Consider the following 15,521-nt stretch of genomic DNA (forward strand, 5'->3'; position numbering starts at 1 on the left):
CCATCCGAAGTGACAGCATATGCTGTGCTTATTACTTGTTCTGAGCGGTTGTAGCTGTGGAGTCCACAATTACAACAGTACTAGCTTACCAGAACAGCAACCGTTAGTCAACTAAATTTAAAATCAAAAAGTAAAACAAAAATTCAAGCAATACTTCTGCTTTTCTATCCTCACAGTTCTACCAAATAAAATAGTCGCATTGTGTTTCTTTTATTCTTATAATAAAAGAAAAAGGAGGAGCATAAATGGAATACCCAAAAGAACTGATACAAGAAGCTTCTTTAAGAATGAACGGCCGTCCTGTAGAAGGATTTATCGCTGGGCAAGGACCTCTTCATCCTAAACTGATGCTCGTGGGAGAAGCCCCAGGGAAAACAGAGATTGATACGCATGTTCCTTTTAGCGGTCAAGCTGGAAAAGAATTGATGCAGGCACTTTCTTCAACTGGCTTAACACGAGAAGAGGTGTATATCACCAGTGCTGTAAGGAGCCGCCCGTATCGCGTGACTCATCGGATCAATAAACGGACACAACAGTCAGAAACTGTTTATCCAAATCGGACACCTACTCGTTCCGAAGTATTTGCGCATGCACCAATATTGGATTACGAACTGATGAAGGTCCAGCCAAAATTAATTGCGACACTTGGAAACATTGGTCTTCAACGTTTACTTGGCAAAGAATATACGGTTACCAAAAATCATGGTCAACTCTATACAGGGCCTGTCTTACAATTAACAGAACAAAAGGATGCCTACGAATGGTCAGAAAAAAACTATCGAATTCTTCCACTTTTTCATCCAGCAGCTATTTTCTACAATCGCTCCCTTGTACCTGTTATCCATCAAGACTGGCAAGTACTAGCTTCACTTTTACAGCAATATTAAAAAGAACAGACAAGACCATAAAATCTTCAGTTTACAGTCTTGTCTGTTCTTTTTCATTGTTTTAATGGCTAATTGCAGTATATTTCGCATGTAAAGCTGTCAACGCATGAGCAACTGTTTGATGTTGATGCGTGAATGTATGTTCCCACAAGTGAGAAAGTTGTTTTTCTACTTCTGGCTGCAAGGAAGTATAGATAATCGTTTGTCCTCTTTGCTCTGCTTTTTCTTGAAATTCATCAAAAACTGCACGTGCCGTCAAATCAATACTTGGTACGCCTCGCATGGAGAAAATGACACCATCGTGATGATTTAGTTCTTCCAATTTATTTTTGAGTTTTTCTGAAGACATAAAAAACAGTGGACCACTAATATACACTACTGTCCAGTTATTCAGCTTTTCCGTTTCTGGCAGCCCCATTCTTTGCCAATCGATCGTTTCTAATGAAATCGTGATAGCAGCGCTTTTGACAACAAAAAATACACAGCCGCCGATCACCCCGATCACGATAGCAATACTTAAATCAAAGATAACTGTACAAATCATCGTAAGGATAAACAATAGAACTGCTGACCAATATTTATTAGTAAATAGCTCCTTGATCGTTTCCCATTCATTCATACGCCAAGCCGTCACGATCAAAACACCTGCAAGTGCTGGCATTGGAATCTGTGACATCACTGGCGCAAAAACAAGCATGGAGAGCAGTAAGACAACTGCATGTATCATACCAGCTAATCTAGTTTGTGCACCAGATTTGATGGCCACGCTTGTACGGGCGATGGCCGCAGTAGCAGGAATCCCGCCAAAGAAAGGAAGCAACAGATTTCCAATTCCTTGCGCCATTAATTCTTGATTGCTATCTAAGGGCTTATTTGCCATTCGGCCAGCCGAAGCACCACATAGCAAGCTTTCAATCATTCCTAATAAAGCAATGCTAATAGCTGGAACTGCCACTTGTTGCAAGGCAGAAAAGCTAAAATCTCCCATATTCAAACGATTACTACTGATCAATGTTTGTGGAATCTTACCCACAGTTGCTACTGGTAAATGGAACAATAGCATAACTGCTGTTGCCAAAATGATAGACAGCAGCGAACTAGGCATTCGTTTCGCCCATTTTTTTGGATAGATAAACATCCCTAAAATGACTAGCCCTCCCATGATCAAAGAGGCTGTGTTTATCGGAAATCCTATCGTTTGATAACTACTTAGTTTTTCAATAACGTTTGTACCTTCCGAGTGAACACCAAATAAATTATCGATCTGACCTAATGCAATAATGATAGCAATACCTGAAGTAAACCCCGTAATTACGGGTGCTGGGATAAAAGAAGTCAGTGTTCCTAATCGGAAAAGTCCTGCTGCAAGTAAAAATAGACCCGCTAAAAAAGTAGCAAGCAATACACCTTGCATTCCCTTTGTTGCCGCAATAGACATCAAGATAGCTGCCATCGCACCTGTCGGACCTGATATTTGATAAAAACCGCCTGATAAACCGCCAATGACGATACCGGCAATGATAGCCGTAATCAAACCTGCGGCCGCATCAGCTCCGCTTGACACCCCAAAAGCCAAGGCTAAAGGCAATGCTACAGCAGCTACTGTGATCCCAGCCAAAAGATCTTTCTGAAATCTTGAAAGATCATAACCTGAAAATTCTTTTTTTAGTGAGGAAACATAATTTTTGAACACCTATCTAACTCCTTTTTCATGAAATTTTCTAAAATACCATTCATTAGAATATCATATTTCATGAGATAAAGTAATATTTTTCACAAAGTTTCCTGTTAGATAAATTCTTATTTTTTCTATATTTATAAGAAAATAGAAAGCAATGCCAACAGAGCTAGCCCACCTTGTTTGAGTAAAATCCAACGATCGCTAGTCAAACTGCCATATAATGCAACAAAAAAAATAGATGTTAATAGCATACTTGTGATTTCTTTAGATGCGGAAGAAAGATAAGCTCCATAAAGTAGTCCCACTCCTAATAGTCCATTGTACACTCCTTGGTTCTTAAACAATGTTTGAACAGATTTTCTGCTTAACTCTTCTTTACTCATTTTAAAAACCCTACTTGTCGTGTCAGAATCAGTTCTCACCGTTTCGATATACATGATATAAAAAAATTCAATTGCAACTAGAGTCACTAAAATTTTCGATAGTATCGTCATATCTTCTTCCTCTTTTCTGATGAGTTTTATTTTTTTGCTCCTTATAATTGTACTCGATAAGGATGTTTTTTTATTTTATTTGCCTTTGAAAACAAACAATATTGGCACAAAAAACAAAGAAAAACCGTTAGAAACCTCAGTTTCTAACGGTTTTTTAGCGTCACAGGAGGGATTCGAACCCCCGACCGTCCGCTTAGAAGGCGGATGCTCTATCCAGCTGAGCTACTATGACAAGAATCAGCGGAACATCAATAATTATAGATAATTAAATTGCTTCTGTCAATACGAAATAGTTATTTAATTAGCAAATAATGAATTATTTTGGCCCAACTACTAAATCAATCTTTTAAAACGAGACATTCTCCTTCAGCTGTTCTAAGGTTATCAATGGAAAACAGGAGCTACATTGACTTCATGCTACTCCTGTTTATTTAGATTTCCTGTATCCTTTAATTGACTTACAAATATAGAAACTTTTACATCAAGTTCGAATTGAGCCCTCGATTCAATCGATTATCTACAGGCTGCCATAATCATGTATCACAACTCGATTGTTTCTGATTCCTTTGTCATTAAGATCACACCATCACCTAATGGCAAGATTGTCGATGTCAAATCGGGATGATCCATCACAACACGAAGAAATTCATTTAATTTACGATGGATAGCTCGTTTGCCACGGGGAATCTCTTCATCTGGGAGCAAGATCGTTCCTCCTTGGAAGATGTCATCTACCATCAAAACGCCACCTTTTCTTAACAAACGTAAGCATTCAGGTAAAAATTCAATATATTTTGATTTTGCACTATCCATAAAAATAAAGTCATACGGACCAGACAACTCCGGCAAGATATCTGCTGCTTGACCTTCAAGCAAAGTCACTTTATCTGTCAGTCCTAGACGTTCATAGTTTTTTTTAGCTTTCTCGATCATGACATCGAAACGATCAATTGTCGTAACATGAGCGTTTTCTCCGATTGTCGTGGCCATGACACTTGATGAAAAACCGATAGCTGCTCCGATCTCCAAGATTCGTTCAGGCTGAAGCTGTCCAAGTAAAAATTTCAAAAATACAACTGTTTCATGGGGAATAACTGGTACTTCTGCTACATGAGCTTCTTCTTCCAGTTTGCCTAGCTCACCCGGTAATTTTTTTTGCTGGGTACGCATAAAATCCAATAGTTCTTCTTTGACTACAGGACGATGCATCATTTCATTGCGCATACTACTCCTCCTCTTCACACATTATACGAACAACTGACTAAATCTACAAGCTGCATGAGTGTTTTCTCGTGTTTCATGTTCAGAAGAGTCGTTGGATCTCTGGAATACATTTATGTTTTTAACATTCTTACAAAAATTTCTGTGTTCGTCTCCGCTTCTTTTTCAACTCTACAAAGGTATTCCATGCTGTGATTCCTGTTAGGCAAAAAGCAATCGTAAATAATAACCCCTGAATCCATGCAAATGCCGTTTTTGAAAGGACTAGTCCAATATATGGAATCTGAAAGATGGGACTACCGATAATATTTCTCTTTTTTACTACTCCAGGCTCAATATAAGTCTTTGTATCAGCTTTTGTATAAAAATCTTCGTGGTTGTTTTCAACGGCTATTACGCGACGCGTCGAGATTTTTTTCCTGAATTTTCATAATATGTAATAATATCTCCGACTAAAATCTCATTTGTATTTTTCGGTCGTACATATATCAGATTTCCTTGTGCATAATATGGACTCATTTCTTTGTCCTCAATAATATAAGGAGTCAAACCAAAAATTCGGGGAACCAAGACGACGAGAAGAATAAGAATTAAAAATATAATCAACGTTATAGAACTTATAAAAGTTATTTTTTTGTAATCAGGCATCGTTTTCAACTTCTTTCTTTATTCAATCCTTCTTAACCATATAATAACGATAAATTTTTTTCAAATTATAGCTGTAAAAATGTTTCCCTTTAATAATTACATGTTTCTAATTCTATTTCCTCATCTTTATCTCATTTTTCATTATAAATAATTGACGTTAGTTTAAAAAACGTTTACCCTAACATTACAAGTTTTAGAAAGGAATACCTTTATGGCTTTTTTTAATAACATATATAATAAAAAAGAATCTTTTTATTTACGTATAAAGTGGAGCATAATCATTATATTATCATTGTTATTTTTAACAGGAATTGCTTATTTCTTTTATTTTATTTTTTCTCCTGCAGACAGCAATCAAATGAAAGAAATAAAAGATTCGTGGGTTTTCTATACAAAAGATGATCCTGATTTTAAGTTTGACAGCAAGTACACTCGTACGATTCCTACCGTGGATAAAGACGAAACATTCATTATGGAAACGACACTTGAAAAACCGTTGGACGAAGCAAATTTACTAATCAAAGGAAACCATCAATGGATTACTGTATATCTAGACGAAAAGATTTTATACCAACGGAAAGATTATCAGGAAGAAAGCAATCCCGGACTCTCATTGGCTGTGATAGATTTACCAGCAAATTACATCGGAAAAAAATTGACCCTTACAGTCTCATCTCCTTATCAGAACTATGCTGGGCTGCCACCGAAAGTTTATCTAGGAACAACTGGACCATTGATTAGTTTTATTTATTCACAATCAGTGCCGCAAGTATTGACGATGATAATCGCTGTTTTTATCGCTATAGGGACCTTTTTCTATACGATCTACTTGATGTATAAACAAAAACGTCTTGAATACTCACTTATTCTCTTAAGTTGCTTTGCTTTGGCATTAGGATTTGAAGCTGTATCAGAAGATATTTTAAGTGGTATTCTTTTTGAACCATTCGTTCATTCTTTTTTATCTCATTTATTTATTATCTTAACGTCAGCTTTCATCATCTGCTACTATTGGAGCCGAATGTTTTACTATAAAAAATGGTACGGAATTTTTTGTACGTTCCAACTTTTGATTTTTATCGGCGTTCTGCTTTATGCAACTTTTACTCCTGCAGAACTTCCTGAATTAATGCCGATTGCTAATATTGCTAGTGTTATAAGCACTTTAGTCACTTCACTTGCATGCATTGGCGAAGCATATAAGAATAACCGTTTTTATGTAGCTTGTACACCTTGGATCGTCTTGGTAGCCATTATCCATTGCTTGATTTACATCCAAACGGCATTAGGTATCTATCAAACAACGATCAATTGGTCTACGATTTTATATATTATTATTCTAATCGTTATTATCAGCTACAATCTAATCGATCACATCTTAAATACCGACAAAGATCGGAGACAAGTAGATTTCTTAAAAATCAAAAATGATTTGTTGGAGCAACATTATGAGCAGCTTCGACAGCATATCCAAGAAGTAAATACACTTCGCCTGGAATTTGTCCAAGAGATGGAGAATCTGCAAGATTTAATGCATACGGACCAAACAAAAGCTAAAAACTATGTGGAAAAGATATTAGAAGAAGCAAAAAATTTCGAAATGCTGTGTTCTTTTTGCAACCACCAGGTGACAAATCTTATCTTAGCGCGTTACCAGAAGTTAGCTGCCAAACGGAATATTCAGATAACCTTCCAAGCAGATCTTCCCGAAGAACTTCCTATCAACGATGACGATCTGGCTCAACTTTTGATCCACGCTTTAGAGCATTCCTTTAGAGAAACTCATGCCATCGAAAATCCACTGTATCGAAAAATTTATTTGTCGATACACGAACAAGAGGAACATTTCGTCATTTGTTGCGAACATAGTGCACATTACGATACAAACCTATTTAGTCGAGGCATCACAGAAGAATTAGATGATCAGGAACGTTTTGACTTAATGATGATGAAAGACGTAGCGGATCGTTACACAGGAACACTAACGCAGGAAAAAGATACTTTCATTGATCGGATCACTGTTCAACTCTCTCGAAATTACCCGAATCCTGTATAAAAAATAGCGGAATCCATATATGTGGATTCCGCTATTTTTTATTTTCAATAAAGTAAGGTAAGCAATTCTTCTGGTTCTATCGCACCAAAATATTTCTTCACATCAATTTGGCTGACTATTTTTGATAGAGATGCTTTATCATATTTCTGTCCAACCAATTTTTTTTCCACGTCAGAGATATCTCCTAGTCCGAAGAAATCGCCAAAGATTTTTGCTTCTTTGATCATTCCTTCTGAGACATTCAAATGGACTTCAATCGAACCGATAGAAAAACGTTTTTGGCGAGAGAAATTGAAATCTGGAGACTTCCCGTAATTCCAATCCCAATTTCGATAATATTCCTCAGAGATTCGATTGATTTTTTTCCAATCTTCATCAGTCAATTCGTACGTTTTTACTTCTTCTACTGACTCTACGCCGAAAATTTTCAACAAGATTTCTTGACGAAATTCTTCTGTTGTCATTTTTTGCTTTTCTTCTGGAAGAAATGGTTTGATATTCGTTACACGAGAACGGATCGATTTGATTCCTTTTGATTCGATTTTGTCTTTTTTTACTTTTAATGCATTGACTACTTCATTGATATCAGAGTCGAACATAATTGTTCCATGAGCAAACATCCGACCGTTGGTAGCATACATCGCGTTGCCAGAAAATTTCATGCCATCAATGACTAGATCATTTCGGCCTTTCAATTCCGCCCCAGCAACACCCAATTCATGAAGTGCTCGGATGATTGGCTGTGTTACTTTCGCAAAGTCACGGAATGAATCCCCATCATCAGGCATGATAAAACTAAAGTTCAGGTTTCCAAAATCATGGTAGACAGCTCCGCCTCCACTTAAGCGACGGACAACATGAATGCCATTTTCTTCCACATAATCTCGATTGATTTCTTCAAGCGTATTTTGGTTTCTGCCGATGATGATTGAAGGTTCATTGATATAAAAGAGCAAAATAGGTTCATCTAAAGGCATATCTTGCAGCAAATATTGTTCAATTGCTAAATTGATTCTTGGGTCGTGGTTTTCATTTGGTACAAAAATCATGTTCTTCCTCCTAAATGTTAAACACTTTGTCAACTGCAGCAAGTTCTACATCAATCCCTTTGCCTGCTGCCTTTTGCGCTTCATTTTTCAATTGTTCTAAATCACCAAACTGAGGTAGGTGTGTAAGTACAAGTTTCTTTACGTTAGCTGATTTCGCAAGTTCTCCAGCTTCTTTTGAAGTGAAATGGGCATGATGATGTTCATTTCCTTCAAAAAGATAGGTATCTGCTAGAAACAAATCAGCATCTTTCGCAAAATCAGCGAAACTTTCCAAATAACCTGAATCACCTGTAAATACGAATACTTTCCCCGTTGTTTCTTCTACGATACGCATGGCGTAACATACTACTGGATGGATTGTTTCCATAAAAGTAATCAGAAAAGGACCAATTTTTAATTCTTCAGCTTCAAAATAAGGATGTCCTTTTGAGACATTTTCCATCGTCAATTCTTCAAAGTGAATGGAATCTTTTGTGTGTCCATAAATTGAAAGCAATGTCTCCGGATTTCTCTTAGGATGAAGTTGCCAGTAATACTGTAATACACCAAGGTCAGCAATATGATCATGATGATAATGGCTAAGGATCACAGCATCTAGATCAAGTGGATCAAGGCGTTCTTGTAATTTGATCAGCGTAGCACTACCTGCATCGATTAACAAATTGAACCCGTCAGATTGAAGCAAATAACCTGTTGTCCCTTGATTTTTATAAGGATACGCTCCTAAGCATCCTAAAACAGTTAATTTCATCGTACATTCCCCCTCAAAGATTTATCCTACCACAAAAGTTATTTTTTTGATGAATAAACTGCTTACATGCTAAGTAAAATAGGCGTCTGGACCTCCTTTTTCAATCCGTGCTTGTTCATAAAATTCTGCAACTGACACATTCACATAAACAATGACCCACAAAAGACCGATGAACAAAGCGATTGCTCCTAGCAAATACCAGCCGATAAAAGACAGCTGCAACAAAATATACGTACCAATTCTATCTTTCAATAAAAACCAGCCATATTTCAAACATTGAATAACCGACAAATCAGGATAGTCGAACTTTGTCCATGCAGCAAATTGGAATAAACCGCCAACAATACTCATGATGAGTGCTGAAACAAAAATCATCCCTATCATCGATAAAACAAAGCTGATATCAAGAAAATCTTCTGGCATGACACCCGTAGGTACCGCATTTGAACTGAAAAGCAGCTGCATATAAGTACTCACTCCGCTGATTAAAAACATGGGCAGAAAGATTAAACTGTTGAGTAGCCAGTTGATGACTGAATTGATCAAATTGATGCCAAGTATCGAACCAAAATACTTTCTTTGGAAAACTGAAAATAAAAGGTTACTTTTTGGTCTGCCACCCCGTACAACTACTAGCGCAATGTAAAACAATGCATAGTTGAATGCGAATAAAAGTAAATTATCGACTAGAAAACTCAATAAGTGCTGCTGCATGCTTTCTTCCGGAAAAGGACTGAAACCGTCAAAAAAGTTCTGGATGACGCTCGTAAATATTATAGATAAGAAAACAAGCCAAGTATTGATTCCCCATTGATTTTCCAAAGAAACTCGTGCTTTTTTCCGATATTCAGAAATAGGTATTCTATTATTCATTATTCATAACTCCGAATTTTTTCAACTGTTTCACTATCAAGCCGTTTCACTAATTCTGTGACTAGTTTCACTGTATTCAAATAATCATCTTCATGAATCACTGATGTATGGGAATGCAGATAACGAACAGGAACGGTAATGGCTACAGACGGAACACCATCTCTTGTCAAATGCATTTGTCCTGCATCAGTTCCTCCGCCAGAAATCACTGTATATTGGAATGGAATATCCATTTCCTCTGCTACATCAATAACAAAATTCAATAATTTTTTATGCGGGATCATAGATGCATCAAAAATCAAAATCTGTGGGCCTTTTCCTAAAATCGAATCTGCTTCTTTTGGTGTCATTCCTGGAGTGTCTCCTGCTGTACCAGTATCTAAAGCAAAAGCAATATCGGGATTTACAAGGTGTGTACTTGTTCGAGCACCTCGCAAGCCTACTTCTTCTTGCACATCGCTTCCTGCGAATAAAACATTTGGGTGTGCTTCTTTAGATAGATTCTCTAATACTCGCAGAGAAACAGCTGTCCCGATACGATTATCCCATGCTTTTGCCAGTAAATATTTACTGCCATTCATTCGTTTGTATTCAATATATGGAGTGACCATATCTCCAGGACGTATGCCCCACTCTTTGGCTTCTTCTTGGCTTGATGCGCCAATATCAATGAACATATCCTTTATTTCATAAGGTTTATTTCTTACTTGAGGTGTTAAAACATGTGGTGGTTTGGAACCAATCACACCGTGGACGATTTTCCCTTCACGTGTTTTGATTTCAACTTGCTGAGCAAGCATGACTTGCCCCCACCAACCTCCAAGAGTTTGGAATTCCAAGAATCCTTTTTCGGTTATTTTTGTTACCATAAAACCAACTTCGTCCATATGTCCAGAAATAAAGACCTTGGGGCCTCCGCCAGCACCATGTTTGGCAATCACACTGCCTAAACCGTCATAAAAAATATCATCAGCGAATGGTTTGGCATATTCTCTGAATACTTCTCTTACCTCTTCTTCATTTCCAGGTACTCCTTTTGCAGAAGTTAAATCAATAAGTAGCTGTTCTTCTTTTGTATCCAAATGTTTTCCCCCATTTCTATATTCATATTGTGATTATACCATTGCTTATGATTTTTGTTCAGGCAAACTTGGTATTTTTATCTTTTATTCAGAATATTCAAAAATAAAGAAAACAAGCGAGCAACACTCGCCTGTTTTCTTTATTTTAATTGTAGTTTATCTGGTATTTGATGTTGCCAAGATTTGCTAAAAAAAGCATCGTCAAGATGATACTTACTAGCAGTAATATGATTTTCTTCTAAAAACGGTCTGATCTGTTGATCTGCAGCCAACCAGCCTTTCCAGCCTAGATGGATCGTGTCTTCCATAAAATAGTTGGTACCCGCTTGATTGACAAAATCAGCTATTCGATTGAATCCTTGGCTATTTAATTGAAATTTGATCTTTTTGGCAAATCCTTGTAACATTTCTTGAGATAGTCCGGTATAATCGCTCCATTTCTCGTTAACCGGTGGGATGATGAACAATACTTCGTTATGGTTTTTTGCTAATTGATCCAAGACCAGCTGAAAATCAGAAAATTCTGGCGAAAAACGATAATCCCAATTTTTTTGTGACTGTTTGAGCTCTGGCTCGTGGGCTCGGATACGATGCGTATAAAAATCGTTTTTCAACCCGAATGGATTATTCGTCGTTTCTCGTTCTCCAATTTGATTTGCTAAAATGGATAATTCTGTTTCTTGGTATTGTTTTGGTAATCGTTTTGACTCATGATCGATTTTTTGCTGTCGATCTTTCAACCCAATATTGCTGAATACTTCATCCTCTCTCTTCAGCATGTTCCATTGGCTGCGCAGCTGATTCAAAGATTCAGGTAAAGGTAGCTTTCCTTTTTTGATCGTTTGCAGAATCGCCGTCAACGTATCATTCTCTTTTACTTTTGAGAAAGTTAATAATCTTCTAGCTAAATAGCGATCAGCAGGCGTTACTTTCTTCATTGAAAACAACCAGTCGTATGTTTGAAGTTCAGAATAATACGTATTAAAGTAATCAGTTTTTACACCATTTTTAACGAACCACTGAGGAGAAATAATAAAGACGACTTTCTTGTTTTTCATAGCATCTCCTGCAGAACGCATCATCATATATTGGCTTAACGATTGTGTCCCGGGTGCTCCCAGCAAAAATGGACGATAGTTTCGCTGGTATTTTTCTGCCAGAACAGACGGATGAAATGGACTGATTCTGCTTAATTCACTTGAGCCAAAAAAAGGAATATATTGTTTTTCAGATAATGCATAATTTTTTATCGCATCTCCTTTCAACACGTTCACTGACATGGAAGAAGAGGCACGTCTAATCGTTTCTGGATTAGAGATATCTACTTGATAGGAGGAGGTAAAAAACACAAACAGTAAGCCAACAGCTAAAACAACCGGGCCGAAAATAGCAAAAAGTTTCTTTTTCATACTCAACCCTTCAATGCAGTTGCTTGTTGAATGATTTTATTCGGTGTGCTCCAATCCTCTCGCTCGAATTCAGATACAGGGACTTGGATATCCAGCTCTCCGTCTAGCTCGACTAATAATTGAACAGATGCTAAAGAATCAAGCAACCCTTCATCAAATAGATCAATATCACGATTTTTTCTTACTTCATCTGTTCCTGTTATTTCTTCTAAGATTGATAAAATTTGTTCTTCCATTTTCCTTTTCTCCTTTGTTATATAAATTAATATGTCACTATTCGTTAGCTAAAAAAAAAGTTTATCTAAAAATCCTGAAAAAATCAGGAAGCTAAAACATACTGCTTGAAATGTCAAAAATACGGCTAAGCCATGCGTAAATTTGTTAGAAGGCAACTGCTCTTTATGCTTCTTCTTAAATCGGATCCATGCATCTGTCAGACAGATCAGACAAGCATGATACAGTCCATATACGATGTAGTACCACGTCAATCCATGCCATATACCCATTAGAAGAAACAAAGCAAAATAACCGATATTTGACATTACGATCTTGCTTTTAAAAAATTTTTTCTTCATCATGAAGAACATCAATCGCATATATACATAATCACGGAACCAAAAGGACAGCGTCATATGCCAACGATTCCAGAATTCTTTGATATTCCATGATAAAAAAGGTTTATTGAAATTGATTGGTGTCTGATACCCCATCATGTAGCTTGTACCGACTGCAAATAAGCTATAGCCAGCAAAATCAAAAAACAAATACATACTGTACACGTACATATAACCTACTAATGCCCATGAAATACCACCATGCTGTAAGGCAATGCGTCCCACTACAGGAAGCAGTACTTGACCAAAATAATAACCGATAATGAATTTATATAAAAAACCGACAAAAATATTTTGGACGCCTTTTCCCAAAAGATCAACATATTTATCACGAACAGGCGGATGGAGCTGATCTTTTTCAAATCTCCTATAGCGATCGATTGGTCCAGAAGAGATTGTTGGAAAGAACAGCAGAAACTGGATATAACGAAATGGCTTATATGTTTTGATCATGCCATCTCTTATTTCCATGATCATTTGTACAGATTTAAAGGTTAAATAAGAGATTCCTAAAAAACCAAGTAACGATGCTTTTCCATGTTCAAAAAAAGGAGTCACTTTCGTTAAAAACAGTGGAATTATCGCTAAAATAACGGCGGCAAAAAACCATCCTGTCTGATTTTTCCTTTGCCGATAAACAAAATAGCCCCATACAAGTATCGTCTGCCACAAAACATACCCAATTAGCGCCGCTCCCTGTTGCCAATAATTACCTCCAAAGCTGACAAATAAAAAGAAAGGTGTCACTGCTGATTGATAAACTGGTAATCTTTTTTCCCATATCAATAAAGATAGAACGATCGGTACAAGCGCAATGGCTAAAAGAAAAAAATAAAACGGCTCTGCATAAGGGATCATATGAGGTAACATCATTCAGGATTCACCTCAGCTGTTAATTTTTTTCGATCGATTTTTCCATTAACTGTCTGAGGCAGCAGATCGACATAATGGAACTTCTGAGGAATCATATAATCCATCACAACTTCTAGTAATTGTTCTTTGATAGATTTAGTCAACTGAAAATCCGGCTGTTTCGTTTTGTCTTCTAATACGACAAAAGCAACCAGCTGCTGTACTTTTGTTCCTTGGTATTTTGGTACGACGACAGCTTGTTTGATTCGGTTGTCTTGGAGCAGATAATGTTCGATATCCCCGAGTTCAATCCGGTATCCATGTAATTTGACCTGCTGATCCATACGTCCTTCATAAAATAAAAGCCCATCTTCATCTAGTCTACCTGCATCCCCTGTATGGTAACTTGCTAAGTCATTTTGACAAAAGAACGCAGCAGCTGTCTTTTCGGGATTGTTCAGGTAACCTTTTGATACGCTTGGTCCTGCAATAATGATTTCACCCGTTTCTCCTTTTGAAACAGGTTTGCCTTCTTGGACAATAGAAACTTTCGTGTCTTTTTTTACGTAGCCAATCGGTAGTCGGTCATAACTATCTAGTACATGCTGGTCAATCTGAATACTTGAAATAGCTACAGTTGCTTCTGTTGGACCGTAAGTATTATATATCCGTGCATTTGGGAATCGATCAAGTAGACTTTCTGCAGTTTTTTTCGTCAATTCTTCTCCGCAAAATAAAAACATGTCCAATTCCGGCACATTTTCTCCATTGAATGTAGGTTCCATCAAGCAAATATCCATAAATGATGGAGTAGAAACCCATACATTCAACTTCAAGGCTGGCAATGTCGCGAATAATTGACGAAAGTCTTGAACAACTGCTTTATTTAACGGCTTCAGCATCCCGCCAGAAACTAATGCAGGATAAATAGAAAATACCGATAAATCAAAAGAAAATGGCGCTTGGGCTAAGAAATGCATACCAGGCTTGATCCCAAAGTCTTCCATCGTCCATTGAACAAAGCTGACTAGATTATCATGACTGATTTGTACGCCTTTTGGTTCTCCAGTAGTACCAGAAGTAAAAATAATATAAAAATTTTCTGTACCTTTTACGCTATTTCTGGGATAAAATCCTACTGGTATCTTCTTGATTTCTTGAAATTCTTTTTTTGTTATGACAGGAACCGAAGGAATATCTTCTATCCAGTCCCCGATACTGATGACCATAGATGGTTTAGCCACCCGAAAGATCGACAGGATACGCTCCTTGGGTGTATGCTCTTCAATCGGCAAATAGGCATGGCCAGATTTGACAACCCCTAGAAATGAGACAATCATTTCAAACTCCAAATTGCCAAAAACGACAATTGGTCCATCACCTTCTACCTTTTTTTCTAAATAATAAGCAAGTGCGTCTGATGCTTGTTTCAATTCACCAAAAGTATGCGTCTCATCCGCCTGATAAGCAACTCGATCAGGTTCATTTATTCCCCAATCATCGATTGCTTCAATAATCGTTTTGATTTCCATACTCTTCCTCCTAAAATTCGTTATAGATAAAAGTTCCTCCTTGAATATTTTTATAGTGATACAGATAAATCAGGAACAGCAGTACTGCACTATAAAAAATTGTTCGAATGATGAATTTTCCCCAATAATTCAATTTTGGATTAGAACGCCATTTGTTCATTGGATTCCCTCCTCATATAACCTCACACAAAGTGTAACTAATTTTGACAAAAAGAAACATGTGTCTAGCTTACAGAAACCGTTTTTTTACTAACAGTTTTGTCACATAGCTTTTATAAAAATTATATATGTGTTTTTGACTATCTTTTTATATCTTCTTAAATGTCCGCAAAGCCTTATTTTATCGGCTCTACGGGCATTTTGCTTTTGTGG

Annotated in this window: 14 protein-coding genes, 1 tRNA gene, 1 pseudogene and 1 other annotated feature (1 of these 17 only partly in view); of the genes and pseudogenes, 2 read left to right on the forward strand and 14 right to left on the reverse strand. The window is 37.0% G+C overall.

Annotated features, from left to right (window positions below; all coding sequences use genetic code 11):
- Positions 1 to 60 (reverse strand) — a sequence feature (ribosomal protein L21 leader region) (it extends 17 nt beyond the left edge of the window).
- A 185-nt stretch (positions 61 to 245) separates the two neighbouring features.
- The gene (locus tag DIZ30_RS00265) at positions 246 to 887 is read left to right on the forward strand and encodes a uracil-DNA glycosylase (protein ID WP_002289449.1); all 642 of its coding nucleotides are present in this window, start codon (positions 246 to 248) and stop codon (positions 885 to 887) included.
- Between the two features lie 61 nt (positions 888 to 948).
- Here the strand turns inward: DIZ30_RS00265 and DIZ30_RS00270 are convergent, their stop codons facing one another.
- From DIZ30_RS00270 to DIZ30_RS00290, 5 genes and pseudogenes are all read right to left on the reverse strand, one after another.
- Complete coding sequence (locus DIZ30_RS00270; protein WP_002325458.1) at positions 949 to 2,580, reverse strand: SulP family inorganic anion transporter; 1,632 nt, start codon at positions 2,578 to 2,580, stop codon at positions 949 to 951.
- Positions 2,581 to 2,702: 122 nt separating this feature from the next.
- Positions 2,703 to 3,062 (reverse strand): DUF1304 domain-containing protein, encoded by a 360-nt coding sequence (locus DIZ30_RS00275; protein WP_109023033.1) that lies wholly within the window; start codon positions 3,060 to 3,062, stop codon positions 2,703 to 2,705.
- Positions 3,063 to 3,220: 158 nt separating this feature from the next.
- Positions 3,221 to 3,294 (reverse strand) — tRNA-Arg (locus DIZ30_RS00280).
- A 308-nt stretch (positions 3,295 to 3,602) separates the two neighbouring features.
- Complete coding sequence (locus DIZ30_RS00285) at positions 3,603 to 4,286, reverse strand: O-methyltransferase (RefSeq protein WP_002288107.1); 684 nt, start codon at positions 4,284 to 4,286, stop codon at positions 3,603 to 3,605.
- A 127-nt stretch (positions 4,287 to 4,413) separates the two neighbouring features.
- Positions 4,414 to 4,931 (reverse strand): annotated as a pseudogene (locus DIZ30_RS00290) (signal peptidase I).
- Between the two features lie 211 nt (positions 4,932 to 5,142).
- On the opposite strand from DIZ30_RS00290, the gene DIZ30_RS00295 reads away from it, so the two are divergent.
- Complete coding sequence (locus DIZ30_RS00295) at positions 5,143 to 6,987, forward strand: hypothetical protein (RefSeq protein ID WP_104890450.1); 1,845 nt, start codon at positions 5,143 to 5,145, stop codon at positions 6,985 to 6,987.
- Positions 6,988 to 7,031: 44 nt separating this feature from the next.
- Here DIZ30_RS00295 and DIZ30_RS00300 read toward each other — a convergent pair whose 3' ends face one another.
- From DIZ30_RS00300 to DIZ30_RS00340, 9 genes are all read right to left on the reverse strand, one after another.
- Positions 7,032 to 8,036, reverse strand: coding sequence for a lipoate--protein ligase (locus DIZ30_RS00300; protein WP_109023034.1), 1,005 nt, complete (start codon positions 8,034 to 8,036; stop codon positions 7,032 to 7,034).
- 10 nt (positions 8,037 to 8,046) lie between these two features.
- Positions 8,047 to 8,787 (reverse strand): MBL fold metallo-hydrolase, encoded by a 741-nt coding sequence (locus DIZ30_RS00305; RefSeq protein WP_098188784.1) that lies wholly within the window; start codon positions 8,785 to 8,787, stop codon positions 8,047 to 8,049.
- Between the two features lie 69 nt (positions 8,788 to 8,856).
- Positions 8,857 to 9,660 (reverse strand): DUF975 family protein, encoded by an 804-nt coding sequence (locus tag DIZ30_RS00310; RefSeq protein WP_002288098.1) that lies wholly within the window; start codon positions 9,658 to 9,660, stop codon positions 8,857 to 8,859.
- The gene (locus DIZ30_RS00315) at positions 9,660 to 10,742 is read right to left on the reverse strand and encodes a M42 family metallopeptidase (protein ID WP_002288096.1); all 1,083 of its coding nucleotides are present in this window, start codon (positions 10,740 to 10,742) and stop codon (positions 9,660 to 9,662) included. Before DIZ30_RS00315 ends, DIZ30_RS00310 begins: the two co-directional genes overlap by 1 nt.
- 140 nt (positions 10,743 to 10,882) lie before the next feature.
- Positions 10,883 to 12,151: a D-alanyl-lipoteichoic acid biosynthesis protein DltD gene (gene dltD / locus DIZ30_RS00320; RefSeq protein ID WP_002288094.1), complete on the reverse strand. Its 1,269-nt coding sequence runs from the start codon at positions 12,149 to 12,151 to the stop codon at positions 10,883 to 10,885.
- Positions 12,152 to 12,153: 2 nt separating this feature from the next.
- Complete coding sequence (gene dltC, locus DIZ30_RS00325) at positions 12,154 to 12,387, reverse strand: D-alanine--poly(phosphoribitol) ligase subunit DltC (protein WP_002288092.1); 234 nt, start codon at positions 12,385 to 12,387, stop codon at positions 12,154 to 12,156.
- A 48-nt stretch (positions 12,388 to 12,435) separates the two neighbouring features.
- Positions 12,436 to 13,638, reverse strand: a complete 1,203-nt coding sequence (gene dltB / locus DIZ30_RS00330) for a D-alanyl-lipoteichoic acid biosynthesis protein DltB (RefSeq protein WP_109023035.1) — start codon at positions 13,636 to 13,638, stop codon at positions 12,436 to 12,438.
- A complete protein-coding gene (dltA, locus tag DIZ30_RS00335; protein WP_002317605.1) occupies positions 13,635 to 15,149 on the reverse strand; it encodes a D-alanine--poly(phosphoribitol) ligase subunit DltA in 1,515 nt (504 codons plus the stop codon). Before dltA ends, dltB begins: the two co-directional genes overlap by 4 nt.
- A gap of 10 nt (positions 15,150 to 15,159) precedes the next feature.
- The gene (locus DIZ30_RS00340; protein ID WP_002288113.1) at positions 15,160 to 15,309 is read right to left on the reverse strand and encodes a teichoic acid D-Ala incorporation-associated protein DltX; all 150 of its coding nucleotides are present in this window, start codon (positions 15,307 to 15,309) and stop codon (positions 15,160 to 15,162) included.
- Positions 15,310 to 15,521 lie beyond the last annotated feature (212 nt).

This window comes from Enterococcus sp. H57, assembly GCF_003112495.1.
In the GTDB taxonomy this organism is placed as follows: Bacteria; Bacillota; Bacilli; order Lactobacillales; family Enterococcaceae; genus Enterococcus_B; species Enterococcus_B faecium.